The sequence below is a fragment of the Paenibacillus lutrae genome (genome assembly GCF_009757775.1).
In the GTDB taxonomy this organism is placed as follows: domain Bacteria; phylum Bacillota; class Bacilli; order Paenibacillales; family NBRC-103111; genus Paenibacillus_F; species Paenibacillus_F lutrae.
Map to the genome: position 1 here is coordinate 457,845 of NZ_RHLK01000001.1, position 25,689 is coordinate 483,533.

Annotated in this window: 23 protein-coding genes and 1 pseudogene; 4 read left to right on the forward strand and 20 right to left on the reverse strand. The window is 45.2% G+C overall.

Annotated features, from left to right (window positions below):
• Positions 1-492 precede the first annotated feature (492 nt).
• Positions 493-2,754 (reverse strand): ATP-binding cassette domain-containing protein, encoded by a 2,262-nt coding sequence (locus tag EDM21_RS01735; protein ID WP_157332323.1) that lies wholly within the window; start codon positions 2,752-2,754, stop codon positions 493-495.
• Positions 2,755-3,285: 531 nt separating this feature from the next.
• On the opposite strand from EDM21_RS01735, the gene EDM21_RS01740 reads away from it, so the two are divergent.
• Positions 3,286-4,416: a glycosyltransferase family 61 protein gene (locus tag EDM21_RS01740; RefSeq protein WP_157332325.1), complete on the forward strand. Its 1,131-nt coding sequence runs from the start codon at positions 3,286-3,288 to the stop codon at positions 4,414-4,416.
• A gap of 70 nt (positions 4,417-4,486) precedes the next feature.
• Here the strand turns inward: EDM21_RS01740 and EDM21_RS01745 are convergent, their stop codons facing one another.
• Entirely contained in the window at positions 4,487-4,720 is a 234-nt protein-coding gene (locus EDM21_RS01745; protein ID WP_157332327.1) for a hypothetical protein, read from the reverse strand.
• A 247-nt stretch (positions 4,721-4,967) separates the two neighbouring features.
• Here EDM21_RS01745 and EDM21_RS01750 point away from each other — a divergent pair, with 247 nt between their 5' ends.
• Positions 4,968-7,019: a serine hydrolase domain-containing protein gene (locus tag EDM21_RS01750; protein WP_157332329.1), complete on the forward strand. Its 2,052-nt coding sequence runs from the start codon at positions 4,968-4,970 to the stop codon at positions 7,017-7,019.
• A 321-nt stretch (positions 7,020-7,340) separates the two neighbouring features.
• Here EDM21_RS01750 and EDM21_RS01755 read toward each other — a convergent pair whose 3' ends face one another.
• The 4 genes from EDM21_RS01755 to EDM21_RS01770 form a co-directional block, all read right to left on the reverse strand.
• Entirely contained in the window at positions 7,341-7,571 is a 231-nt protein-coding gene (locus EDM21_RS01755; protein WP_157332331.1) for a helix-turn-helix domain-containing protein, read from the reverse strand.
• Between the two features lie 10 nt (positions 7,572-7,581).
• Positions 7,582-8,064 carry a DUF2975 domain-containing protein gene (locus tag EDM21_RS01760; RefSeq protein ID WP_157332333.1) on the reverse strand — a complete coding sequence of 161 codons (483 nt, stop codon included), beginning with the start codon at positions 8,062-8,064 and terminating at the stop codon, positions 7,582-7,584.
• 177 nt (positions 8,065-8,241) lie between these two features.
• On the reverse strand, positions 8,242-8,946 hold the full coding sequence (locus tag EDM21_RS01765; RefSeq protein ID WP_157332335.1) for a lipase family protein: 705 nt from the start codon (positions 8,944-8,946) through the stop codon (positions 8,242-8,244).
• 98 nt (positions 8,947-9,044) lie between these two features.
• On the reverse strand, positions 9,045-9,692 hold the full coding sequence (locus tag EDM21_RS01770; protein WP_157332336.1) for a TetR/AcrR family transcriptional regulator: 648 nt from the start codon (positions 9,690-9,692) through the stop codon (positions 9,045-9,047).
• Positions 9,693-9,855: 163 nt separating this feature from the next.
• On the opposite strand from EDM21_RS01770, the gene EDM21_RS01775 reads away from it, so the two are divergent.
• On the forward strand, positions 9,856-11,334 hold the full coding sequence (locus EDM21_RS01775; RefSeq protein WP_157332338.1) for a DHA2 family efflux MFS transporter permease subunit: 1,479 nt from the start codon (positions 9,856-9,858) through the stop codon (positions 11,332-11,334).
• Between the two features lie 151 nt (positions 11,335-11,485).
• Here the strand turns inward: EDM21_RS01775 and EDM21_RS01780 are convergent, their stop codons facing one another.
• The 6 genes and pseudogenes from EDM21_RS01780 to EDM21_RS01805 form a co-directional block, all read right to left on the reverse strand.
• Positions 11,486-11,959: a GNAT family N-acetyltransferase gene (locus EDM21_RS01780; protein WP_157332340.1), complete on the reverse strand. Its 474-nt coding sequence runs from the start codon at positions 11,957-11,959 to the stop codon at positions 11,486-11,488.
• Positions 11,960-12,052: 93 nt separating this feature from the next.
• A pseudogene (locus EDM21_RS01785) lies at positions 12,053-12,721 on the reverse strand (HAD hydrolase-like protein); the annotation flags it as partial.
• A gap of 28 nt (positions 12,722-12,749) precedes the next feature.
• A complete protein-coding gene (locus EDM21_RS01790) occupies positions 12,750-13,280 on the reverse strand; it encodes a DinB family protein (RefSeq protein WP_157332344.1) in 531 nt (176 codons plus the stop codon).
• 445 nt (positions 13,281-13,725) lie between these two features.
• Positions 13,726-14,085, reverse strand: a complete 360-nt coding sequence (locus EDM21_RS01795; RefSeq protein WP_166541776.1) for a zinc dependent phospholipase C family protein — start codon at positions 14,083-14,085, stop codon at positions 13,726-13,728.
• A 223-nt stretch (positions 14,086-14,308) separates the two neighbouring features.
• A complete protein-coding gene (locus tag EDM21_RS01800; protein WP_157332346.1) occupies positions 14,309-16,714 on the reverse strand; it encodes an ABC transporter permease in 2,406 nt (801 codons plus the stop codon).
• The gene (locus tag EDM21_RS01805; protein WP_201280743.1) at positions 16,711-17,469 is read right to left on the reverse strand and encodes an ABC transporter ATP-binding protein; all 759 of its coding nucleotides are present in this window, start codon (positions 17,467-17,469) and stop codon (positions 16,711-16,713) included. Before EDM21_RS01805 ends, EDM21_RS01800 begins: the two co-directional genes overlap by 4 nt.
• 155 nt (positions 17,470-17,624) lie before the next feature.
• Here EDM21_RS01805 and EDM21_RS01810 point away from each other — a divergent pair, with 155 nt between their 5' ends.
• Entirely contained in the window at positions 17,625-18,212 is a 588-nt protein-coding gene (locus EDM21_RS01810; protein WP_201280744.1) for a TetR/AcrR family transcriptional regulator, read from the forward strand.
• Between the two features lie 351 nt (positions 18,213-18,563).
• Here EDM21_RS01810 and EDM21_RS01815 read toward each other — a convergent pair whose 3' ends face one another.
• The 8 genes from EDM21_RS01815 to EDM21_RS01850 all read right to left on the reverse strand — a co-directional run bounded on the left by EDM21_RS01815 (position 18,564) and on the right by EDM21_RS01850 (position 25,486).
• Positions 18,564-18,914: a DUF3221 domain-containing protein gene (locus EDM21_RS01815; protein WP_157332352.1), complete on the reverse strand. Its 351-nt coding sequence runs from the start codon at positions 18,912-18,914 to the stop codon at positions 18,564-18,566.
• A 229-nt stretch (positions 18,915-19,143) separates the two neighbouring features.
• Positions 19,144-20,367 carry an MFS transporter gene (locus EDM21_RS01820; RefSeq protein WP_338043912.1) on the reverse strand — a complete coding sequence of 408 codons (1,224 nt, stop codon included), beginning with the start codon at positions 20,365-20,367 and terminating at the stop codon, positions 19,144-19,146.
• A gap of 11 nt (positions 20,368-20,378) precedes the next feature.
• Entirely contained in the window at positions 20,379-20,807 is a 429-nt protein-coding gene (locus tag EDM21_RS01825) for a MarR family transcriptional regulator (RefSeq protein ID WP_157332356.1), read from the reverse strand.
• A gap of 212 nt (positions 20,808-21,019) precedes the next feature.
• Positions 21,020-22,549, reverse strand: a complete 1,530-nt coding sequence (gene ahpF, locus EDM21_RS01830) for an alkyl hydroperoxide reductase subunit F (RefSeq protein ID WP_157332358.1) — start codon at positions 22,547-22,549, stop codon at positions 21,020-21,022.
• A gap of 12 nt (positions 22,550-22,561) precedes the next feature.
• Entirely contained in the window at positions 22,562-23,125 is a 564-nt protein-coding gene (gene ahpC / locus EDM21_RS01835; RefSeq protein ID WP_157332360.1) for an alkyl hydroperoxide reductase subunit C, read from the reverse strand.
• Between the two features lie 248 nt (positions 23,126-23,373).
• The gene (arsC, locus tag EDM21_RS01840; RefSeq protein WP_157332362.1) at positions 23,374-23,802 is read right to left on the reverse strand and encodes an arsenate reductase (thioredoxin); all 429 of its coding nucleotides are present in this window, start codon (positions 23,800-23,802) and stop codon (positions 23,374-23,376) included.
• Between the two features lie 18 nt (positions 23,803-23,820).
• Positions 23,821-25,119, reverse strand: a complete 1,299-nt coding sequence (locus tag EDM21_RS01845) for an ArsB/NhaD family transporter (protein WP_166541777.1) — start codon at positions 25,117-25,119, stop codon at positions 23,821-23,823.
• Between the two features lie 16 nt (positions 25,120-25,135).
• On the reverse strand, positions 25,136-25,486 hold the full coding sequence (locus tag EDM21_RS01850; RefSeq protein ID WP_157332364.1) for an ArsR/SmtB family transcription factor: 351 nt from the start codon (positions 25,484-25,486) through the stop codon (positions 25,136-25,138).
• Positions 25,487-25,689 lie beyond the last annotated feature (203 nt).

A 25,689-nucleotide genomic window follows, 5' to 3' on the forward strand; every position in this document is an offset into this window, starting at 1 on the left:
CGACAAAAAACGAAAATAGGTCACGATTAATATACCAGAAATGAATATTCAGTGTATAGGGGTTTTCTATTATTTCTGGCAAAAAATAGATGTGTATTTCTCCCTCCTTCTGACAAAATGAGCTCCTTTGCTTATGGATGATGACCCTATGAGAAGGTCCACAACAGCGGCCTGACATCATCAAAGTAAAATACGTACGGACTTATATATCCTATTTCAGGAAAAGCCGCTATATGACTCTTATTAGACTACTTTTATATACATCTTTCATTCGACATAGTTCCCCAATTTACGAACAAGGAAGCGCTCCTGCTGCGCATCGCCAAGAACACCTGGATCGATCAACTGCGCAGACAGACGGTTCTCCAACTGAAATCGAGTGGGATATTCTGGTATTTTATAGTCTTGAAAAACGATAGAGCCCACATAGGAATACAAAAGATCACTCGATGGTCAATAGATACCATGAAGTGATCTTTTGTATGATACTGGTTATTGTACCATTAAGTATTTTCTAGTGATCGACTGCTCCGCATTGAAGATCTGCGCCGGTGTGCCCTCGAACACCACCTGGCCGCCCTTGCTGCCTCCGTCCGGTCCCATGTCGATGATCCAATCCGCTTGGCTGATCACCTCAAGATTATGCTCAATGACGATCACCGTATTGCCGGCATCTACGAGGCGGTTCATGATCTCCAGAAGGTGACCGATGTCTGACATATGCAGGCCCGTCGTCGGCTCGTCCATCACGTAGATGCTGCCTTTCTTATGCAGCTCGCTAGCCAGTTTGATGCGCTGGCACTCCCCGCCCGAAAGCGTGCTGAGCGGCTGGCCGAGTGTAATATAGTTCAATCCCACATCACTCATCGCCTGGAGCTTTCGCACAACCTCTTTATGTTGAAAAAAATCCAATGCCTGCTCCACTGTCATCTCCAGCACTTCTGCAATGGACTTGCCGCTTAGTTTGTATGCGAGTACCTCTTCCTTAAACCGTCTGCCTCCGCATACTTCGCATGGCAGCTTTACGCTGTCTAGGTAGGCAAGGTCTGTATAGACAACTCCCAGCCCTTGACAGTTCTCGCAAGCCCCCTTCGAATTGAAGCTGAACAAGCCTTGGCTCACCTTGTTCTCGGAAGCGAACGCCTTGCGTACATCATCCATAATGCCTGTGTAAGTCGCGGGATTCGAACGGGTGGACACTCCCACCGCCGATTGGTCAATGACAATCGCATCCGGATGCTGGCTGAGGAACACATCGTTAATCAGCGTACTCTTGCCCGAGCCGGCGACACCGGTAACGACTGTCAGCACTCCGGTTGGAATATCTGCACTCACATTCCGCAGGTTGTGCAGCGTAGCGTCCTTGATGGACAGCTTGCCGGACATCTGCCTGCAATCTTTCTTCAGCTGAAGCGGCCGCTTCATATGGGTGGCGGTCAGTGTACCCGATTCCAGCAAGCCTTGATAGCTGCCTTCATAGACGATGGTACCGCCGCGGCTGCCTGCGTGAGGCCCGACGTCGACAATATGATCCGCCACTTTGATCACATCGGGATCATGCTCGACGACGATCACCGTGTTGCCCTTGTCGCGCAGCTTCTGAAGCAATTCGTTCAACCGGTGTACATCACGGGGGTGCAGGCCAACGCTGGGCTCATCGAAGATGTAAGTGACATCCACCAGACTGCCGCTCAGATGCTTCACCATCTTGACGCGCTGCGACTCGCCGCCGGACAATGAATCCGTCTCACGATCCAGCGTCAAATAGTCCAGACCGATATCGGCCAGATGCTGCAGCCGCTCCGTCAGCGACTTGGCGATTGGCGCGGCTACGGGATTATCAATCTCCCGGACGATGCGGATGAGTTGTCCGACCTCCATAGATGACAGCTCCGCAATGTTGTATCCATTGATCTTGCAGCTGAGCGCAGCCTGACTGAGTCTCGCGCCGCGGCAGCTGGAGCAGGGACCTTCGGAAATGTACGGCAATACAGCTTTTTGAGTGCGCTCGGACTTCGACTTTACATCCTGCTTGATGTATTTGTTGGTGAACTTCTCCATAACGCCTTCTACGGTAATATTCGTTGCCTTGCCGGCGAAATCCATCTTTACTTTCCTGGCTTTGCCGTACAGCAGTTGTTCCAGTTCATCCTCCGAATAATCACTCAGCGTCTTGTCCGGATCGAAGTCACCCGACTGCACGATCATATTCCAATCCCAGCCGTTAACGGAATAGTCCGGCAGCATAATGGCCCCTTCCTTGAGCGATTTTGACATATCCAGCGCTTTGCTCATGTCGACGCCCAGTTTACGTCCGAGCCCGTTGCACTCGGGACACATGCCTTGAGGATCATTAAACGAGAACATATGAGCTTGTCCGACATAAGGCTGACCCACTCGTGAGAAAAGAAGACGCAGAATGGGAGAAATATCGGTGATCGTGCCCATCGTGGAATGGGAACCGCCGCCCAGACGTTTCTGATCCACAATAACAGCCATGCTCAAGTTCTCGATCGCGTCTGCATCCGGTTGCGGAAAACGAGGCAGAAAGTTGCGGACGAACATGCTGAAGTTTTCATTCAGCAGCCGCTGGGATTCGGAGGCAATGGTATCGAACACGATCGATGATTTGCCTGATCCCGAAACCCCGGTGAAGATCGTAATCTTCCGTTTGGGAATACGCAAAGAAACGTTCTTGAGATTGTTTTCCCTCGCACCCGAGATTACGATATACTCCTGATTAGATTTGCTCATGTTACACACCCTTCTGATCGTGTTAACTTTCACATAGATTCACCTGGTACCATCCTTCGTGCAAAGAAAGTCAACAGGCCGAATTTGCACCTGTACATCTATCCAGGGGAAAGATGCGATAGCTTGCTCTAATAGTTGGTTCAGGTAAAACATCTTCGTACTCCTGAATTTGCTGTAAAAGGCCTCTCAATCTTGCTGTGCCGTTAACTCATGAAAAAGTGTCTCCTCTGACACAATTAACAGACGGTTCAGCCGGCCCTGGTATGAACGGACACGATCTAGTACGTTCTAATGGGAGACAACAAATCGTGCCCTTTCATTCTGTTTATCTGAGCCCGATCTTCTTCCTATTATTATGTTCCATGAACCGTCAACAAACAAGGAATACCATTCGAATGGATATTTGTAATTTGGTCATACGCCTTATTTGGTTCAATTGCATACCCTTCCACATTTATTAACATAAAATAGTTCCATGATAACAAGGTAATGGCGGGATATGAAATGGATGACAATAAGAGAAGCTCCTTTTTGGGAAGTCAAAGTGCGAGTGCAGTAAGTTATCACCGGAATATTTGGGAATGGGAAGCTTCGGCAAAAAAGACACGCTGTCCCCTTGTTGAAGATAGATATGTTACTCCGTTTGATTTCGGCGGTACGGCTGTATACGAACCTCCCAAGGGCATTGAACAAAAAATTCATCCCCATTTAATGCCCTATAAACTCCAGCCGGCAGATGGATATGTTGCTGTTATCCCATCCGGGCGAGTTTGGGGACGCTCAGGCTCTATCCTATCACCGGACGGGAAGCTGATTTTTGACCTTTCACCGGAATACGACGGGCAGGAGAACAGAATGCTGACCCCGGAAGAACATCCCGCTTTGGCCTGGCGGAACGAGCAGCACCTCCGGCAATTTCACGGAACCGCTGCCGCTCTGACTTTTTGCGGTAGTTATAATTATTTTCATTGGTTATATGATGTATTGCCCAGACTGAGTATGCTTCAGACCCTTAATAATCTGTATGACCGTCTGATTATGAATCCGAATCCTTACAGGTCCTTTGTTGAAGAAACGTTGACTATGCTTGGAATACCGGAATCTTCCGTTATACGGACAGACGCAAATTTTAATATTCAAGCGGACCGGTTAATCGTACCTTCCATCATGATGAATTCCCATTATCCGCCATGGACGACTTCTACCTTACGCAGTTTATTAATGCCCAAACGGGATTGCGGCCTTGCCACTCCAGAAAGAGTATATATTTCACGACGAAAAGCATCCGTCCGCCGGATTATCAATGAGGATGAAGTGATTCGCTGCCTAGAGGCATTTGGCTTCGTATCTATTTGTCTGGAAGACTGGACTATGGCTCAGCAGATCCAGTTATTCGCCTCCGCCCGAGCCATCGCAGGACCGCATGGAGCCGGATTGGCCAATCTTGCTTTTTGCCAAGCAGGTATCCAGGTGATTGAAATTTTTCATATTCGACATATCGTGCCGACGTATTGGATGATCAGCAACCATAACAAGCTTGATTATTATATGTTGTATGGACAGGAACTAGAGAGCTCTCCCAATTGTTACCCTGGTTTGGAGGATTATTCCGTGGATACGGAACGTTTAAAGCAAACTCTGCATTTGGCCGGGATGAGTTAACTTTCATACGAGTAATAATAAAAAGAGTTTAATACCTTCTTTTATCAGAAGTGTATTAAACTCTTTTTGTTTAAGGATTTATCAGCTCTATCATCTGACCGCTTCCTTGTAATGGGAAGATGCGATACAAGCCCGCTTGTAAGTTGGTGGTATCGAATTCATAAATTTGGTCGGCATTATCGGGAACAGACATATGAAGTCCATGTCCATCTGCTACTTCTTTATCCAATTCTTCTTTGGTTCCTCTTGCATCATCATAAACCAAATATACGTCATCACCATAATCGACTTTAAATTTAATCACTGTTCCGATAGGAACTTTGATGCTTGTTCCATTAGCCGGGTAATCCAGAAGAGTCGTTTTATTAGAACCGGTTCATTTCATTCTGCGTTCTCAGTTTGGCCGCTCATTAAACGAACCTTCCTTAAACAGCCTGTTGTTTAGGGATTGTTTTTTTCGTTTCAGGGTGATTTTCAAGAGAACAAGCCATTTTCGTATATGATCCATGTAGAAAGTAGAATCCACATTCAATGAAGAGGAGGAAATATTCATGAAGAAGATGATTTGTGTAATCATGACCGCCATGCTCTTGGCCATACCGTTCACCTCTGCTTCAGCTCAAACGAATCCGGATACGGTTAAAGACAAAGCGAAGGTACTGGCCTCGAAGATTGTATCCGATTATGGGGCAAGCGGGATACAGTACGCGATCCGAGATCAAGGATCCGTTGTTTTATCCGACAGCGCCGGTGTATACGATCATGCTGCCAAGCAGCCGGTAACCAAAGATACGATGTTCGGAATAGGCTCGGTAAGTAAAATGTATGTGTCTGCTGCAACGATGAGGCTGGCTGATTCCAATCAAATCGATATTGATAAACCACTAACCACGTATATCAAGAACTTTAAAATGGCGGATCCACGATACAAAAAGATTACGCCTCGCATGTTGCTGAATCATTCTTCTGGTCTTTACGGCAGCCACTACGGGAACAGCATGTTATTGAATGACAATGATACCCGGAATCATGATGAATTATTGGCCAAATTACGATCGGAACACTTAAAGTCAGACCCCGGAGAATTTTCGGTCTATTGCAACGACGGTTTTCAACTGCTGGAGCTCCTGGTTGAAGAGGTAAGCGGGGTTAGCTACAGTCAATTCATTGAAACCTACTTCAGCAAGCCTCTTCATTTAACCTCTACCAAAACACCATTGGATTCGTTTGACAGAAACAAGCTCGCAAAAACGTATGTTCCCGGATTAGATACAGCTTTGCCCGTAGAGAATGCCAATATCATCGGAACGGGAGGCCTCTACTCTACGGCCGAAGAAGTAAGTAAGTTCGCTGAAGTATTAATCGGAAATTCAACGGATATTTTATCGGAGAAGTCCGCCAAAGCTATGCAAAGGGATGAATATAGAAAAGGAGTATGGGTTCCCGAAGAGACCAACACCACGAATTACGGGCTTGGTTGGGATGCTGTCCGTCTGGCTCCGTTTGACGACTACGGAATCACGGCTTTATCCAAAGGTGGAGATACGTTTATGTATCACGCCGTTCTGACAACTCTGCCCGAATATGATATATCTATCGCCGTGCTTTCATCGGGAGGGACTTCTATTCACAACACGATTTTTTCATCGAATGTATTGTTGGAATACTTGAAAACCAAAGGCATCATTAATGAGATCTTGCCTGAAAAAACATTCCAGCCTTCGGTAAAAACGGATATGCCTTCGGACTTGTCGGCTTATTCCGGATTATACGGTACCGTAGGTACAACGATAAATTTGAAGATCACAAACGGTGAGATTGATTTACCTGCTCTGTACGGAGGTTTTATACCGCCTCAAACCTATCTGTATACAGGAAACGGACAATTCAAAAATAGCGAGGGGAATCTGACTTTAAGCTTTGACAAAGCCAAGAATGGAAAAACCTATCTGAAACTTAATGCTTATCTGAATTTCCCGGGATTAGGCCAGATCGTTATGGTCACCTATGAATTTCACAAATTAAATGCTAACTTGCTGAATCCGGCCACAAAAAAAGTATGGGAACAGAGAAACGGGAAACGTTACTTCGCTTTGGATGAGAAGATCACTTCGTTCCAATATCTCAACCAAGCGCTCGTGTCCAAAGAAATCACCGTTGATTCCGAACAGGGATACGCTTCGGGCACTAAAATTGTTAGCGGGAATAAAGCAGTCAATGCAGCCGAGATTCCGGTTATGAGCGGTAGAGACGCTTTTGATTTGAATTTTTATAAAAAGAACCATGAAGAGTATCTAACAATCACGGGACAATCTTTTATCAGCGAAGATGCGATTGAGTCTTTTTCCCAGGGGAACTCCTCTATTCGCCGCATACCATCCAATGGTCAGGCTGTCTGGTATAAGATCGATAAAAAATCGGCTAACCGTGAATTAACCGTCAAAGCGCCGGACAGCGCGGGATTTGCGGTATATGACGCGAAAGGAACGCTGGTGAATTTCTCAAAGATAAGTAACCTTCATTCGGTCATACTTCCTGAAGGCGGGAAAATCGTTTTTGGCGGCAACAAAGGCGATGTATTTAAAATTAATTTAAAAAAATAACTAGACTTGCTGCGACTTTAACGAGCTTGTACCTGGTAGAGTCGCAGTATAGAGCAAAATCAGAACAGCCCTTTCAAAAATGATCGGGCTGTTCTCCTCTCACCCGATCCCTGAGGTTGCCTACGGCGGACAGGAAAATTACCGGAATGTTCTCAGGCACAGAAGAGATCAGGTGAAACCGTCTATCTGGGCAGCATAATATCCATAATGATCAGATCATAACTCTTCTCTTGTAGACACGCAAAAAAACCTGCCGTTTAGACAGGTTTATCTGCACTCTACTAATTGCATGAACGTTTCTCGTTAGCTCACAATGACCGATTAATCGTTATATTCTTGAGTGTCCGGGTCACTTTGGTATTCCAGAAGATCTCCAGGCTGACATTCCAAAGCCTTGCAAATCGCCTCTAAAGTCGATATTCGAATTGCCTTTGCCTTCCCATTCTTCAGTACGGAAATATTGGCCATCGTGATTCCAACTCTCTCCGAAAGTTCGGTAACACTCATTTTCCTTTTAGCCAGCATCACGTCAATATTGATTATAATTGCCATTGTTTTCACCTCAGACCGTTAAATCATTTTCTGATTTTATATCGATGGCTTCTTTCAAAAGCTTTTGAAGAACAGCAGCAAAAACGGCAATTACCAGGGAGGCAAAAATCATAATCATTCCGATCAGGATGATTCCCGGGGCGTCGTCTCTCTCTGCGAGAAGATAGAACAAGGGCAGGCCAATCACATACAAGCCGCTGATCGCGAGCGCACAGGCTTTGATATTCTTCAACACGTTCACGGATAAATCCGAGAAAGCTTGATTCTTATCGATATAGCCGAGTAGTTTGAAAGCCTGATACAGAGCAAAGTAAAAAGGAATCGCCGTTGCATAGAGATCCAGGTAAAACAGGTACTTCAAATAAAGATGATCGGGGTACAATTCCGCCGCAAAATTCGCGATCTCCGGCACCAAAAATATGCACAAGGCAAGAACAGGAATTCCCATCAGAATTACAGCTACCTTTAAAAAGAACGTAGTTCCTCGTTCCATCAAATACACCTCACTTGGATATGATTATCTTGAATTTATCATAAAATTTATCGTAAATCAATATGTTTTGATTGCAATACAATGTGTGTTCACTTTTTTCAATACTACTTCATTTACTGCAACGAAAAAAAGCATTTCTCATTATAAAGAAATGCTCTCTAAAGGATTCTATTCGGTTCATGGGCACAGTTCATGGATTTTCTTGACCAGGTCCTCTGCATTGTTATGGAATACTTCATTCGCATCTGTCCAGGCCGATCTCAAGAAATACGAGGCATGAAACCGCCAGCCCTGGTGTTGCGGATTAAATTCCATTTGAATTTCTCGCCCCGGCTTACCGCGGTATACCCTGGAGCCCGGCTTGCGCCAGCTGCCGATTCTTGTGATCTTGTCCGGATTCTGGCCAGTAATATAAGTGAATCTGTCATTGTATGGAATGTCCTTCAGAAAAAATTTCGGACACCCCACTGCGAATACTCGAACTTGCTGAAAGCCGTACTTTTCTTCCAAATATAGCCCTGCCCGATAAGCAATCACGCCTCCGGCGCTGTGCCCGATCAGAATCAGTTGTTCTGCACCTTCTGCGTGCTCCCGGATGATCCGCGATACGCTTGCTACCCGCCGGGAATGATCACGGGCCAAGTCATAGCTGACCTGTGGAAGCTGCCTGGCCAGAAGAGACATTAAGGAAGCACGTGTAGTACCATTTGCCGTTCCATAGGGAAAGATGACTACGATTTTGGCATTTCGATATTTCCGGACAACTTCACTGACCGCGGCTTCAAAATTATCCCAGTACGTCAGTATACCGGCAAAAAAGAAAACGACCGTGCTGCAATTGGTGGAACAGGTGCTTTGGGAGGATATGAACGTCTCAATCATGATTGTCTGGCCACCTCCTTCATGTTACCCGCTTATCTATTGCGAAGAATGTTCATCGTCCTAAGGGGTCATATGGTCACGGCCTATCCCTACTCGCATTATTTTCTCAACGCTTCAATGTAGATACGTTTAATCCCGGCTACAATGTCCTCTTTGCTGAACCTGAGCGTTTTTTGCTGATACAAAAAGAGATCCGGGCTTAAAGCGGCGACTAAGGTGTGCGTAGTCAACGTAACATTCAAAGGGTCCACTTCCCTCTCCTCTATCGCTTTGGCGTACAGCAGAGAAATAATATCCTGCAAGTAAAGAAAAACAGGATGATTAAATTGTAACAATTGAAGCTCGCTGCTGCGGTTGTACTCGTATTTAATAATAACCAGCATAGTCGCTTGATCGTCTAAATAATCCGCGATTCTGTCAACCACTTCGCTCAATAAAGTAAGGGAAGTTACCTCTAGACCTCTGCTCAGGCGAAAGGAATCCAGGTCCCTCAAGAAATCCTGTGTATTGCTGCTCAGAATCGCCATACAAATTTCGCCTTTGTTGGAATAGCGGCGATAAAGAGTCGCCTGGCCGATCTGGGCCGCTTTGGCAATCTGGTGCATACTCACATTCTCTACGCCATGCTCTTTGAATAAGCGATTTGAAGCGGTCACAATCCTATTCTGATAGTCCGAATCCCGCTTACTTGTTTTGCGGACCTTTATCTCGTCTGTTTCATTTACCCCGTTCTGCTGCTCGGCCATTGCGGAAGCCTCCTTGACTCAGATGCTTTTCATAAAAACATTAAAATTGACAAAGCGGACAACTGTCCGTATTATTGTTTTTGCGGACAGTTGTCCGATTTGATTATATCAAACAGTCGAAATTGCGGTCAATGAGCTTGAAGAATATCAGGAGGAAACTAGAATGGGAAAGAACGACGCAGCAGAAGATTTTAAGCTTAGAAGTATCCTGGTTCCATTATTGGCAATTATCGCAGGGGTATTCATGGTTGTACTCAACAGTACCTCAATGAACGTGGCGTTATCTACCTTATTGGTTGATTTGAATACGGATTTTCCGACCATCCAATGGACAGTTACGGGCTATATGCTCGCCCAGGCATCCGTAATCCCGTTAGCCGGCTGGTTATCCGACCGGTTCGGTGCGAAGACGGTGTTTCTCAGCTCGATTGCGCTATTCACACTGGCTTCGGTATTGTGCGCCCTTCCTGACAGTGCGGGCTGGCTGATCGTATTCCGGGTTATCCAGGGGCTCGGCGGGGGCTGTGTAATCCCTGTTGCCATGGCATATGTGTACAAGCTCAGTCCGCAGAGCAAGGTCGGAACGGTCATGGCCATGATGGGAATTCCGATTCTATTCGCTCCGGCAATCGGGCCCGTCCTCTCGGGCTGGCTCGTAGAATTCTATACCTGGAGATGGCTGTTCATTATCAACATTCCAGTGGGAATCTTGTCCATCCTGCTTGGCTTAAAAACACTTCCCAAAGTAGAGCGGCAGGCGGTGACAGGAATTGACACGCCGGGCATGGTCCTGGCCCCTATTGCTTTCGCCGGCTTGTCCTACGGTGTCATCGAAGGGGCAAGCAGCTGGACCTCGAGTAATACAATCGCCGGTCTCATCATAGGCGGTATCGCTTTACTCGCTTTTATCGCCAGAGAATTAAGCACTCCAGCGCCACTGCTGGATCTTCGGGTCTTCCGCTCCATTGACTTTTCCATAGGAATTCTGGTGCAATGGATTGGACAATTTGCGTTATTCGGAGCGATTTTCCTGCTTCCGCAATTTCTTCAGCAAGCCAGAGGCTTCGGAGCCTTTGATACGGGAATGATTTTACTCCCGCAAGCAATTGCTTCGATGCTGGTCATGCCGATTGCGGGTTACTTGTTCGACCGGATCGGTGTCCGCTGGCTGGTCGTCATCGGGCTGGGACTTGTCTCCGCAGCTACTTACCAATACTCCCAAGTGGATGCGGCAACGGTCGGCAAAGATCTGATCATTCCGTTAATTATGGCCGGAGCGGGTATGGGCATGATGACCATGCCGATGAATACTCATCTGTTCAATAAAGCTCCCCGCCATTTGGTCAGCCGGGTAACGTCATTGACTAATTCCATGCAGCAAGTCGTCAACTCTCTGTCAGTCGCGGCTCTCGTAACGATTCTCTCGGCCCGTGTAACATTCAGAACCGATGAGCTCAAAGCTGCAGCGGCAGCCGGGACGACCGCTCCGACACCTGAGATGATGCAGCAGGCAGCGGCCGAGTTAGCCGCTAATTCATTCGCGGATACGTTCGGTGTTATGGTAGTCGTGGCGATTATAGGAGCAATACTGGGCCTTTTACTGCGCCGCGGCAAAACTTCACAAGAATCTGAGGCATCTTGAATGATTTAAAAAGATCAAAATCCCCTCCAAGTTCACTCCGTCCTCATGGTATCATGAGGACTTTTTTTGAATGTCTACTTGGAAGGGGAAAATGCCACGATTGGCAGTCTTTTCATATTGAACCTAGTTTCCATCACTTTAGCCATATCCTTTAAATTGATTTGAGAAAGGTAATTCTGTGGTAGCCGTATTCAAAGAAATCCTTTTCGAAATTAACCATTTCAAATCCAAGATTTCGATAGAACGATAGCGTTGCTTCATTTCCAGCATGACCTAATGTGTAGAGAATAACCTGCTTATTGCCTAACTCCGTTATTTTATCGCAAACTTGTTTAATCAAAGCGTTCCCTATCCCTTGACGTTGAAAGTGTTGCGATACAGCAACGCCAACTATTTCGTGTAGTCCTAGTTCATCATTAAAAACATACCCTGCATGACCAGTTACTTCACAAGAATTCGCTAAAGTCACATGGTATCCGTGTAGATTATAATCCTGTACTGTCAAAAATGCGTTCCACCGCGGGGGGTATTTGTCTATAATAAACTTCGGGAATTGCAGAGGATGCCCCGCCATTATTTCTTCAACATGAATTTGGTCGTTCTTCTCCAATAAACGAATAAGCAATTCAGTTCCCCTCCTTGCTTTGAAATTGATAATGGTAATAGACTCGGTATCGTATCTAAGAAGCTGTTGGCCTTTCGGAGCGAAGCGGTCTTTTCAAAATCGGGATACTATCGCTTGTAACTCCATTAAATCATCTATAACTATATCTGCCTGAGAAAGTTCTTCTTCTTGTGCAAAATCAAATCTGCATCCTATTGCAACTAGTCCATTATCTTTAGCTGCATGAATATCCGACAGACGATCTCCTACTACTGCTGCATGAGTAATATCATATTTTTTTATAATACTTTGAACTAAATCTGACTTATTTAACGATTGGATTTGCTGGATACTAAATGTTTCTGTAACCCAATTGTCCAGATTATAATAATTCACAATGGCTTTCAAATATTCCGTTAAACCATTACTTGCTATATAAATGGAACAACGATTCTCTTTTAAATAACTGAAAATTTCCTTAACATGCGGATATAACGCACCTTTTCCGCTTTTTATATTTGTAATTAATCTATTCAGAAAATACGCATCCGTTTGCTGCCTTATTTCAATGGTATGATCGGGCAACAAGGTTTCCCAGACTTTGGGTAAAGGTACACCCATTATTTCACGGTATTTATCAATTGGTGTTTCGCTATTCCAACTATTTAATGACCTTAAATAATTGAAAGTATCTTCAAGTGAAACTTCTAAAATCTTATCTGTCTGAAACAGCGTTCCATCCATATCAAAGATGATTGATTGAAGCATTGACTTCTCCCCTTTTCTCCCTACCAATCTGTTCATATCCCTTTTAGCTGGAAAGAGAGTTTTCCTTGTACCACTTTCTAAGCTGATTAATTTGCGCCTGATGATACCGGCTGTGGTCAGCCATATGCCATAAGCCCCAGCGTATAGTTGCACGCTTTTCATTCTCATGCCCAAAATGGACAACGATATCCAGGTCAGCATCTGTTAATCGAATGCATGCATCTTTCAACATTTCCAGCACACCTTCATAGTTAGTGATCAGTGTGCGCAGCGACGTACCTTTGATCATCGGAAGCTTATTATTTGTATCGATCATGGGACCAAATTGCTCTTTCAAAGAAAGAGGAAGGGGCTGTCTTTTCAATCTATAAACCCAATTCAGATCCACATACATAATGTGTTTTATTAACTGAGCTGTACTATTCAAGTTGTTATGGGGACCCTTGTAATCCACTTCTTCTTGCGACATTTCAACCGTGATTAATTGCATCCGCTGGCTGTTTTCTTTGACAGCGGAATATAATATTCCCACAATGGTTGACATGTTTGATTCACCTTGCAAATCGTGTAACATCCTGCCTATTCCTCCTAAGCCCGTTAGCTCTAATCTTTCGAAGTAATTCTTATATAGTAACCGTTATCGATTTTAGATAATGGTTGTCACCAAGCTGGGTTAAGGCGCCCAGACCAATGATGGTGTCACCATTGCTTACTGATATGTAGTTCTCCGGCTCTTTTCCCTTTGTAAAACCTGATACTTCCGTGTAAAATTTGGCGGATTCAGTCAAGTTTTCAACGAATCATTCCATTTTCATAAACAAGCTGCTTATTTCCCCAGTTCGCCTCAGTCTCTACTCTATTATAAGAATCATTAACGATACGAATCAATATTTTATATCCCACAAAATCCCTTATCCCCTTCCAACTTCCCTGGACTTCACCTCCTCCATATCAATAATTGTCTGGCTATGGCGCAGCGATTTTCTTAATCCATCTTTAATACCATAGTTTTCCAATAGTTAGCCATTTAGTAACCTAAAATCATTATGGTATAGATGATACCATTCTTTCTTTGCTTCCATTCTGTTTTTCAGCCAAGGAAGATAAAAACCTTTCAGCCATATGTCATCCGCAATTAAATGAGTATAATAGCCCCAGATAAAATGACTTTCTACTTGCGAGTTATATTTCTGTAAAAATCCTTTATAATCTACGCGACGTGAATAATCTTGTGCTTCACCCTTAAAAAAATGGGATTCGTTTTTAGTTGAAACAGCATCGGGAGCGATGCTTCCAAGTAACAAGGATGTTCTATTTTCTATGGACAGGCTCTCCGCAATTGTATTCGCGATAATCAAGTGCATAATTCTTGAACCCATATTTCCTCACCTCTATAATAATTTCCCTATACATTTTGTCGGGCAGCTTACAGTCTGCCATTCATGACATAAGGGTCAAACCCTCTTTTGGGCCCCAACCTCCTAAATGAAATGAGAACTCCTATACCATTAACCTCCTTCGGGATGAAGGAGGTTTTTTCCTTTTATTAAGGATCTGTAAGTTTGAGGCTGATTTCGGTATTGGGCTGTCCCGACAGGCGCCTTATATATGAGAAAGTGTCTCTCGTACGGTCAGACGCGATGCTTTCCAAGCGGGATAGGCGCTTGCGACGCTGGCCCCAACGATAATTACGGCCAACCAGATGAGTACGACGAATGGTGAAATCATTAGGGGAAGCGGTGCACGGAAGGCCAGCTTGCCGATAAGGCTCCCTACCGATGCTGATAATGGCAAAGATACAATAATCGCAATGCCCCAGCTCAAGATGCCGATAAATATCCCCTCGCTAATGATATTCCGCATCACTGTGCTGGATTTTCCTCCGATTGTTCGCATAATGCCGAATTCCCGGGTACGTTCAACCACATTGGTCGCCATTGTCGACATAAGACCTAAAGCACCTACAATCCCCAAGATCAGAGACATCATGATGAGGGCAAAAATAAGAATATAAACATGCCCTCCGATCGCTTCATTCAGTTTCGCTTCAGATATCTCCATCTTGATGCTGATCCCCGCTTGTTCAAGTTTATTCCTGATTTTTGCAGCTGCTTGACTCACTGATTCCGGACTCCGGTCATTCATCGTAACTCTGACTGCATTGGCGGTACCCGTCTGACCAATCGCTTCCTCATAGGACTCCGGCATCACATAGGCAGTCGCGGGAGAACCTATTTCTTTGGAAATTCCTATCACTTGTAATCGTGCCGGATTACTGTCAATCGTCATCTTAATCATATCTCCTACTTGTGCGGTTGGGTAAAAGGATTGGGCCATATGATTGAGAACAACACCTCCAGTGTCCCCTTTCTGAAGCCACCGGCCTTCCATCATCGGCAATTGAAGCATCTGGCTCTTCGCTGGAGCAGATCGGGCGCTGAAGCTGCCATGGCCTCCATCCGGGTATGTTCGGAGAATTTCCAGCCCGTCCTGGCGCTGTAAACCCGCCGGCACCAGACTCCAGTTCTCCACCTGCTTTACACCCTCGATCTCGTTGATAAGCTGCTTGATCCGGTTTTCCTCCACTGCTTTATTCAAACGGAGTTCCAGATCATATTGACGGTTCTGTGCCGCATCCGCCAAGTTCTTTTCCCAAGCCGTCTTTATATTAAGGCTTGTCATGAACATGCCTCCGGCCGCTGCAAGCAATCCCAGCGTTAAAATTAAGCGGCCTCGCCGGCGGAACGAATTACGCAGCGCTAATATCAGTGTCCGGTCCAGACCGCGGATCTTGCTCAGGAAATGATCCAGCCTGCGTGAGCCAAAAGAATTACGGCTTGTACCAAAATCGCTTATGGCTTCCCGAACCGTCATCCGGGATATTCTCATAATCGGAATGGAAGCTGCAATCAGCGGTACAAGGATTGCTGCGAGCAGCTGGATTACATAGACCCACCAAGGGATGCTTTCACTATATAATGTGAAATTAAGCATCACGCCAACCTCTCTTGCCAGAATTCTGCCGGCAGCAATGCCTGGCAGCAATCCAAGCGCTGCAGAAACGGTACCAATAAACACGACCAAAGCCAAATACATACTCATGATTTGCCGGCTGGTACCCCCGATCGCTTTCATCACACCGATTTGGCGTACTTGCTGTGCAAGCAGCCCGCCAATCATTGCAGCTGTAAGAATGGAACTTAATACGAGAGCCATCAGGCTGAAAATAAGCATCATGACGAGGATAGCTGTCATCTGACTCTGATGAGGGTGTTTGTCTGGAGGAGGAATCCGGATCTCATGTACTTCATGACCCTGCTCATGTAACCATCCTGCTAATCCGCTGATGGTCTCTTCAATCTCCGTCACAGGTGCAGAACGATTCTCTGTCTCTACTTTCAGAATATGCATACTGCCGCTCTCGCCAAGCTTAACGAGCGTTGCCGGAGAGATATAACCGTATGCCATCTGCTCTTGCCAAGCGGGAGCCAGTCCTTGGTCATGAACCGTCCCGGATATCCGTATCTCCTGCAACGAACCATTTGGTGTCTGAATGCCGATCTTATCGCCTACTCGGGATTTAAGTAAATCCATGGCTACCCGTTCAATCAGAATAGAATCTTCAGCAGGCGGCCAGGCACCCGATTCGGGCTGCACTGTATTCATGCGCATGTTCTGAAAATCCCTGACCACGAACAATAACATCGGTACCCATTCATCATGTACCAGAACTCGTGCTGTGAGAGTTGAACTCGCTTCCGCATCGATAATGCCGGGTTGTTGTTTAACTGTCCCTATCAATCCATCCGGCACCTCGTTCATTTCAATTAATGCCGTGGCCGGATTCGTTGTCATGTAGTTGAGATTAATCTCTCTGGTCAGGATCGAATAAGAGCTTAGGATCGTTCCTATTCCGAATATACTGACGGCAATCGCTAACACCATCATGATCATGCGGCCTTTAGTTGCCTTAAGGTCGCTGCGCATCTTGGTCCATCTTGCGCTCATTCTAGACCTCCCCCGTCTTTCAACAGCGATGAGGAAACGACTTTTCCGTCAGAGAGCGTTATCGTTTTTGTAAAATACTGACTCAAATCTCGTTCGTGCGTAACCATCACGACAGTCTTTCCCTCTTGGGCAAGATCCTCGAAAAATTCCATTACACTATCTGTTGCCTGAGAGTCCAAATTACCGGTGGGTTCGTCAGCAACGAGTATCGGCGGATCATTTGCCAGCGACCTTGCTATAGCCGCACGCTGCTGCTGGCCGCCCGACAGATCTGCCGGCAATTTATCGGCCTGTTCAGCAATCCCAACCTTATTGAGCAGATACAGCGCTCGTTCACGTCGTTCACGTGCTGGATACGTATTGCAAAAATCCATAGGCAGCATGACATTTTCCGCAATTGTTAAGGTAGGAAGCAGTTGAAAAAATTGAAAAATAACACCGATGTTCTTACCGCGCCATACTGCCAGCTGTTCCTGATTTAGACCACGAACTGCCATTGAAGCTACATGCACCTCCCCTGAGGAAGGGCTGTCAATACCCGTAAGCACGTTGATCAGTGTTGATTTTCCGCTTCCGGATTTGCCCACGATTGCAATGAACTCCCCGGGGTTAACGTCCAGATTAATATCCTTTAGTGCAGGAAACGAACCTGAGGGAGTTTCATAATTTTTGTATACACTTCGTAGAGAAATGAGGGCGTTCCCTCTTCCAGCAGCTGGATGAGAGGGATTGTTTACTGCATTATTCTTGCTCAAGGCATTTCCTCCTGACATTCTAATCAATAATTATTGAACACAGTGTTCGATATCGATTATAATGTTCAAGATAATGGCTCACAATCATCAACTTTTGATGAAACGTTCATTATGGTACAAATCAGACTATTATGTTTGATAAAGGAGGAAACAATATGGAAGCCGGGAAGAAACCGGATCGCCGTGTTCATCGTACACGTCTTCTTCTTCAAGAAGCTTTGCTTGATTTAATAATGGAGAAAGGTTACGAAGCCATCACCATTCAAGACATCATTGACCGGGCTAACATCGGCCGTTCCACTTTCTACAGCCATTATGCCGATAAAGAGAAGCTTCTTCTCAGTAATATTGAACATTTGAGAGCTGTAATTAAGGATCAAAGCAAGGATTATTTGTCACCACTCAACAGCGGAGAACTCCGTTTCGGTTTCAGTCTGCCGATGCTGCAGCATATCCAGAGCCATCGGCACATTTACCGTGCTGTAGCAGGCAAACAAAGCGGTGTGGTGGTCCAGTTTCATATGAAAAGAATGCTCGTTGACTTGATTGGCGAAGAAATAGACCTATTACTCCCCGACAAGGATACAAAACTCATTACTCGCGAGGTTAGGCTTGAATTCATTGTAAATACGTTCTGGTCCCTTTTGACATGGTGGATGGATAATAAAATGCCGTGTTCCGCCCAAGAGTTGAACACCATCTTTCATACACTGACGTTTCACGGTATCAGCGCGTTCGATTAATAACCACACACGCATCAGTGTTCGGCGCGAATGAGGAATTCAACTACCTACCTCTAATGTCCGCAAAATAGCTGTCAGCAAATAAACAAGCACAGTCCTCCCGGGTTAAGACCGTGAAGGCTGTGCTTATAGGGCCATGCTAGACAATTTTTCTCACTTGCCAGAGCGCCTTTGATGAATTTCATTAATAAGTGATGCAATAATTTGATCCGGTGACCGTTCGGTCATCCAGCTTTGTCCATACTCATCGAAGCATTCCTCTCAGCCCATTTGGCTGTCAGGGTCGGCCAGTTGTCAGGTTATGGAGGAGCTTCCTCATTTGACCGCTGCATTTGGGACACGGGCTGCTGCCTATTCCACAATTAGTTTCGAAGCAAAAGTCTGCGGCGGGTCCGATTTGAGAATAATCCCATCTATCCATACCATGGCTTTCCGGCCTAAAAATTCCTTATTAAAAGTATGATCCGCAGCGGTACTACCGTCAACAATCAACTCTCCGTTTTTGCCCATACTAACCCACATAGCTTCTCTTTTCTCCGTTATGTCTTTTTTCTTTTTATTATCAATGACTAGAATTTGATTCTTTTCTTTATTGATTGCGGTTATGATTCCCGTAATATCAGTTTGAACGGATTCCTCTGGTTGAGTTGAACATGCGGCAATAAATATAAGGATTAAAAACAACCAGGATTTCTTAAACATAGTTACCCACCTCTTTCGTAATTTAATGTTTATGTTAATTATATTGGAAAATGATTTAGAAGAAACCTCTCATTTCTGAGAAAATATAGTCAACAGATACAGGATTCGAATACGAGAGCGCCACAGAAACATAAACAAGCTGCCGCGGAAAGTACCGACAGCAGCTTGCCTCTAACATATTTAACATAATGACCCTGATCCAGGTCTTGGGCCTTGTATCAGTTTCAAATTATTCTGAGCTTTCGGTCAATCGGCTATCTTTCCATATCAAAGTAATACCGAGCCCGATGACCATAATGACAGCAGCAAATAGATAAGGATAGTTGATGTTTACGTCAAACAAAATTCCTCCCATTGCCGGCCCGACAATATTACCTAAGCTCGTATAGGTAGAGTTCATTCCAGCAACAAATCCTTGCTCATTCCCGCCGGCCTTGGACAAAAATGTCGTTAGAGCCGGACGAAGCAAGTCAAATGCGAGGAAGATCAAGCAAGTAACCGCCAGCATTGTCCAATAGCTGGCAACAAAGGTTGACGCTACTGCCAGTATGGCCCCTGCAATTAAACATAACTGGATCAGTTTTTTTTCGCCGAGTATATCGACCATTTTGCCAAACATAAATACTTGTACAACAACGCCGAAAATTGAACTTATTGTAATAATGCCTGCAATATCCTTGGGTGTGAAGCCGAATTTGTGATCCGAGAATAAGCTGAACACCGTTTCATAGGCGGATAAACCGAAAGCAAGTACAAATACGATAATGAAAGCAATAAAGTAAAGCGGATGAAGTGACTTTTTTAAATCGCCTACAAAGTTCGTATGCTTGGAATCCGCAGAAGTTTCCTTCGTTTCCGGCTCTTTTAGAATAAATATGGACGAAATACACGCTGCAAAAGCAATGGCTGCCGCACAATAGAAGGGTAATCGCACGCCGTATTCGGCTATAAAACCGCCTATGCCGGGTCCTATAATAAAGCCCGTGCTGATGGCCGCGGAAATGTACCCCATTGCTTTGGGCCGTTCCTGAACGGTTGTAATATCCGCCACATAGGCCGTAACACCCGGCATAATGAAGGCGGCGCTAAATCCGCCCAGGATCCGTGATAGATACAACACCGGTACGCTAGTGCCCAGACCAAAAATAAGCTCCGAAACACCAAAAAGGAATAAGCCGAGTATGATGATTCTCTTCCTGCCGTAACGGTCCACCCAGCGGCCTGCGAACGGGGACATAATCAGCTGCGCCACCGCAAATACGGCAATAAGGTAGCCCATTGTGCTTCCCGATAAATGCATAATAGTCATAAAAGACGGCATAACAGGGATGACCAGGCCAATTCCCAGAAAGGCGATAAAAAGGTTACTTAGAAGGATAAGCAATACGGTCTTTTGTTCTTTAATTGGTTTCTTCATGTCTGATTCCTCTTTCTGTCTGTATAAATCCTTGATGTGGGTCGGAATTAAGATTTCTCCGGAAAGCAATATTTATTAAAAGAGGACAGCATGTTACAAAAAAGTGATATCTCTTCGGTGGTATAAGTGTCCTTCATTTTCTCTCCTGCCTGTTTGATTATCTGATTATATATGTCATAGTGCCCTTGAATTTCGGGTTTAACCGATAAGTAATAGACTCTTTTATCCCGTTCACTCTGTTTTTTCTCCACAAAACCTTGTTTAATCAATTCACTTACTTTAATAGTCACGGCAGATTTAGATACATGCAGCAATTCGGCAATGGAACTAACCGTACAATTAGGGTGGTAGGCGATTAGATCCAGATATAAAAGACTGTTGTAGGTAAGATTGGGATACAAATCAATGGAGTTCATCATTTTCAGTTCATTGAGCGTCAAGTCATAATAAAGTTTCCCAAAAATACTAGATAACAATAAAACCTTCTCCTTAGTTAACTGGATTTAATTAAATTCACTTAACTATATAGCTGTACGTTTTCCGTGTCAATATGCTGGGCTGAATGATAATCGCATACGCCGTTCTCATCTTTGTACAAAGCAAAGAGCCCTAACCTGTCGGTTAGGGCTCTTAAAGCTTACCGTAGCGGGACTTTCAGCCCCAATACGAACATTTGCTGCAAGCCTGTTTATTGATTTCGGATCATATAATCAAAAGCTCCTAATGCTGCAGTCGCCCCTGATCCCATCGAAATAATAATTTGCTTATAAGGAGTATTGGTGCAGTCGCCTGCGGCGAATACTCCAGGGATATTCGTCGCGCTATGGTTATCTACAACAATTTCACCCATACGCGTACGTTCTACCGCATCACCTAACCAGTCTGTATTAGGAACGAGACCGATTTGAACGAAAACTCCCTCCAGCTCAATGTGCTTCGTTTCACCGGACTCGCGCTCGATGTAACTAATGCCGTCCACTTTGCTGGTTCCCGTGACTTCCTTCACTTGAGCGTTCTTGAGCACGGTCGTGTTAGGCAGACTGTTCAGGCGATCTTGAAGAACCTGGTCTGCCTTTAATTCCGGCATAAACTCAAGTACGGTAACGTGATCCGCTATACCGGCAAGGTCAATGGCCGCTTCAATGCCGGAGTTACCGCCGCCGACAACCGCAACCCGTTTACCGGCGAATAAAGGACCGTCGCAATGCGGGCAGTAAGCCACGCCTTTGTTCTTGAATTCCGCTTCACCGGGCACGCCCAGATTGCGCCAACGGGCACCGGTAGAGATGATGACCGTCTTACTTTTCAGAACGGCACCGTTCTCCAGTTCCACTTCGATCAGATCTTTCTTCTCCAGACGCTTCGCGCGCTGTGCCTTCATAATGTCAATGCCGTATTCCTTGGCATGCTCTTCAAGGCTCGCAGCGAGCTTAGGACCTTCCGTGTACTTGACACTGATGAAGTTCTCAATCCCCATGGTATCGTTAACTTGTCCGCCGAAACGGTCCGCCACAATACCCGTGCGAATCCCTTTGCGTGCCGCATAAATTGCAGCGCTCGCTCCGGCCGGTCCGCCGCCGACTACTAGTACATCGTAGGGCTCTTTATTCTCAAATTCGGAAGCGTCAGAGGTAACCAGTTTGGCAAGAATATCGTCAATGGTCATCCGACCGCTTCCGAAAGATTCGCCATTCAAGTATACCGTCGGCACTGCCAGGATATCTTTGCTCTCCACTTCCGATTTGAACGCTGCTCCGTCAATCATGGTGTGAGTAATACCTGGGTTAAGTACACTCATCAAGTTCAGCGCTTGAACAACGTCAGGACAGTTATGGCAGGACAGGCTTACATAACTTTCAAAGTGAAAGTCGCCTTGAATGCTTTTAATTCGATCGATCACGCTTTGTTCGGCCTTCGGAGCTCTTCCGCTGACTTGAAGCAAAGCCAAAACCAATGAAGTAAATTCATGCCCCAGCGGTATTCCTGCAAAGGTTACACCCGTATCTTCACCCGGGCGGTTTACGCTAAAGCTTGGAGTTCTGGACAACTCTGTCTGCTCTACCGTTATACGGCTCGACATGCTGGACAGTTCATTAACCAAATCCATCAAATCGTTTGATACAGAATCGGTACCTGCACTGACTTTCAGCAGAACATCGCCTTCCATAAGCTGAAGATACTGCGCTAGTTGGTTCTTTATGTCTGCATCCAGTTTCATGTTAATCTCTCCTTAAATCTTACCTACGAGATCCAGGCTCGGCTTCAAAGTTTCAGCGCCTTCTTTCCATTTAGCGGGGCAAACTTCACCTGGGTTATTGCGTACATATTGAGCAGCCTTGATCTTGTCGATCAGTGTGCTTGCATCGCGTCCAATGCCGTCGGCTGTAATTTCAACCGTTTGGATAACGCCGTCCGGATCGATGATGAAAGTAGCGCGGTTAGCCATTCCATCTTCTTCGATCAGCACGTCAAAGTTGCGGGAAATCGTATGTGATGGGTCACCGATCATAATATAAGTAACTTTGCTGATAGCATCGGAGCTGTCGTGCCAAGCTTTGTGCACAAAATGAGTATCCGTGGAAACGGAGTAAACTTCAACACCAAGTTCTTTCAATGTTGCGTATTGATCTTGTAAATCCCCAAGTTCTGTAGGACAAACAAATGTGAAGTCAGCTGGATAGAAGCAAATTACACTCCATTTTCCTTTAAAGTTCGCCTCAGATACTTCAATAAAATCACCGTTGTGAAAAGCGCTTGCTTTAAATGGTAGTATTTCTGTTCCAATCAATGCCATGATATTGTTACCTCCTAGGTTATTGGGATCTAACAATCAGTATAGTGGTTTAATACCCTTCCCGCAATATTTTAGCGGGCTATGCTGATCACTATTTATAATAATTATTATATGCGAATGATTTTCAATGTCAAGCATGTTCAAAAAGTGTTCAATTTTTTCCTTTAACACGCTCTCAATCGTATATCATAGTTCTCAGGTATGTAGGCGCAAAGGCGCAGCTGTTCATTCTATCCTATAAAAGTCTTTCACAGGGTGCCGGAGTTCATTCCGTCAAACTTTGCAAGGCGCGCCCCAATTTGGTCACGCACTCTTTGGAAAACAGCCCACTTCTCTTCATCTGTACCTTGCGCCTTGGCGGGGTCATCGAAACCCCAATGTTCACGACGGACATGCGGAGGAGTCACCGGACAGCGCTCGGCAGCATCTCCGCATAATGTAACAATCAGATCTGCTGTGCTTAACAGGGTCGCGTCAATCACATCTGATGTCTGCTCTGAAATATCTATGCCTGCTTCCTTCATCGCTTTGACAGCGTTAGGGTTCAGACCATGAGCTTCGATGCCGGCACTATAAACATTCCAGCTGTCACCCAGATATTTTTTGGCCCATCCTTCTGCCATTTGGCTGCGGCAAGAATTCCCCGTGCAAAGGAAGTAAATTGTTTTTTTCCCCATGATTGAATGCTCCTTATATTACAAAATGATGGTTAACCAGAGGTACAAACCTAACAAAGTTATAAATAGCGTAGGGATGGTCAATATAATCCCCGTCTTAAAATAAGTGCCCCAGGATATCTTCACACCTTTGGAAGTTAGCACGTGCAGCCACAAAAGGGTTGCCAGCGACCCGATAGGTGTAATTTTAGGACCCAAATCGGAACCAATGATGTTTGCGTAGATTAAAGCTTCTCTTAAGGCGCCCGTTGCACGGGTAGCATCAATCGCCAGGGCATCGATCATGACGGTAGGCAAATTGTTCATTAAGGATGAAATAATAGCCGCTATGAAGCCCATCGACATGGTTGCCGCAAACATCCCCCGGTCTGCCGCGGCTTGAATAACGCCCGCAAGCAGATCGGTCAGACCTGCATTACGAAGCCCGTACACAACTACGTACATGCCTATTGAGAAAAATACAATGGCCCAGGGTGCACCTTTCACAACCTCTTTTATTGGAACAGCGGAGCTTTTGCGAGCCATCAGCAGGAAGAAAATCGCGATGATGCCTGCCACTATAGAGACGGGAATCTTTAGAAATTCACTTACAAAGTATCCGATCAGCAATACACCTAAGACGATCCATGACATACGGAACATATGGGGATCTTTGATCGCTTCGGAAGGTCTTCTTAATTGCGCGGCATCGTATTGTCTCGGAATACCCTTGCGGAAGAACAAGTAAAGCACGAGAACACTGGCCGCGAGCGAGAATAAATTCGGTACAAACATGCGGCCTGCGTACTCCAGAAAGCTTATTCCGAAGAAATCCGCCGAAACAATATTTACCAAGTTGCTTACGACTAACGGTAAAGATGTCGTATCGGCAATAAATCCGCTTGCGATAATAAAAGGAAAAACCTTGCTCTCCTCAAAATTCAGCGCCCTTACCATAGCAAGTACAATGGGTGTCAGAATTAAGGCCGCCCCGTCATTAGCGAATAAGGCAGCTACCATAGCTCCAAGAACCGAGACATAAATAAACATCCGGATTCCATTCCCACGCGCCGCTCTTGCCATATGTAAGGCTGCCCATTCAAAAATACCAATCCTGTCAAGAATTAAGGATATAAGGATGATCGCAACGAAAGCTAAAGTGGCATTCCATACAATTTGCGTGACATCTAGAACATCTTGTAAGGTTACGACCCCTGCGAGAAGCGCTAGAATGGCCCCGCCGCAAGCAGACCATCCGATAGACAAGTTTCCAGGCTGCCAGATAATAAGTACAAGGGTGACCAGAAAAATAATACAGGCTACAATAACCGAACTCACTTCATTAAACCCCCAATTATTTGCAAGTGACTCTCAATCCTTTTTTTGCTAACGCTTCGAATTCATGATTCTGAGAAGGAACATAGCCAATCAGTTTCTCAATCAGCTCGTAGTGTTTATTTTCTCTATTCGTCGAGTAGAAAATCCACTGTCCTCTGCGTTCTTCTTTCACAAGACCCGCATCTTTAAGCTTTCTCAAGTGTTGGCTTATTGCAGGCTGGCTGGTGTTGATGATTTCAACGAGTTCACATACACAGCACTCTTGATGCTCCAGCAGCTTCATCGTTATAAGCCTCGTTTTGTCACCCAAGAGTTTAAGAATTTGAGAAATATCACGGATGTCATCTGTATTTATTTGTTGTGTCATTGAAGCGAACCTCCTTTATACCGCTTTTATCTTGAGATAAGCCGATATATAATTAAATGCTTATATATACATATAAGACTATACCTATTTTATGATTATAAATCAACATCTTTTCTAACCTCTCAATACGCTATAACATCCTTTGCAGTCAATCCCCGATTTACTCTACAAAAAAAGCCGCCAATCTGGCGACTTCTTCCGGC

Excerpts from the sequence above, each read along its gene's own strand:
- EDM21_RS01735 (WP_157332323.1), bottom strand. The coding sequence starts at position 2,754 with ATGAGCAAATCTAATCAGGAGTATATCGTAATCTCGGGTGCGAGGGAA.
- EDM21_RS01750 (WP_157332329.1), top strand. The coding sequence starts at position 4,968 with ATGAAGAAGATGATTTGTGTAATCATGACCGCCATGCTCTTGGCCATA.
- EDM21_RS01755 (WP_157332331.1), bottom strand. The coding sequence starts at position 7,571 with ATGGCAATTATAATCAATATTGACGTGATGCTGGCTAAAAGGAAAATG.
- EDM21_RS01760 (WP_157332333.1), bottom strand. The coding sequence starts at position 8,064 with ATGGAACGAGGAACTACGTTCTTTTTAAAGGTAGCTGTAATTCTGATG.
- EDM21_RS01765 (WP_157332335.1), bottom strand. The coding sequence starts at position 8,946 with ATGATTGAGACGTTCATATCCTCCCAAAGCACCTGTTCCACCAATTGC.
- EDM21_RS01770 (WP_157332336.1), bottom strand. The coding sequence starts at position 9,692 with ATGGCCGAGCAGCAGAACGGGGTAAATGAAACAGACGAGATAAAGGTC.
- EDM21_RS01775 (WP_157332338.1), top strand. The coding sequence starts at position 9,856 with ATGGGAAAGAACGACGCAGCAGAAGATTTTAAGCTTAGAAGTATCCTG.
- EDM21_RS01790 (WP_157332344.1), bottom strand. The coding sequence starts at position 13,280 with ATGTTACACGATTTGCAAGGTGAATCAAACATGTCAACCATTGTGGGA.
- EDM21_RS01795 (WP_166541776.1), bottom strand. The coding sequence starts at position 14,085 with ATGGGTTCAAGAATTATGCACTTGATTATCGCGAATACAATTGCGGAG.
- EDM21_RS01800 (WP_157332346.1), bottom strand. The coding sequence starts at position 16,714 with ATGAGCGCAAGATGGACCAAGATGCGCAGCGACCTTAAGGCAACTAAA.
- EDM21_RS01810 (WP_201280744.1), top strand. The coding sequence starts at position 17,625 with ATGGAAGCCGGGAAGAAACCGGATCGCCGTGTTCATCGTACACGTCTT.
- EDM21_RS01815 (WP_157332352.1), bottom strand. The coding sequence starts at position 18,914 with ATGTTTAAGAAATCCTGGTTGTTTTTAATCCTTATATTTATTGCCGCA.
- ahpF (WP_157332358.1), bottom strand. The coding sequence starts at position 22,549 with ATGAAACTGGATGCAGACATAAAGAACCAACTAGCGCAGTATCTTCAG.
- ahpC (WP_157332360.1), bottom strand. The coding sequence starts at position 23,125 with ATGGCATTGATTGGAACAGAAATACTACCATTTAAAGCAAGCGCTTTT.
- arsC (WP_157332362.1), bottom strand. The coding sequence starts at position 23,802 with ATGGGGAAAAAAACAATTTACTTCCTTTGCACGGGGAATTCTTGCCGC.
- EDM21_RS01850 (WP_157332364.1), bottom strand. The coding sequence starts at position 25,486 with ATGACACAACAAATAAATACAGATGACATCCGTGATATTTCTCAAATT.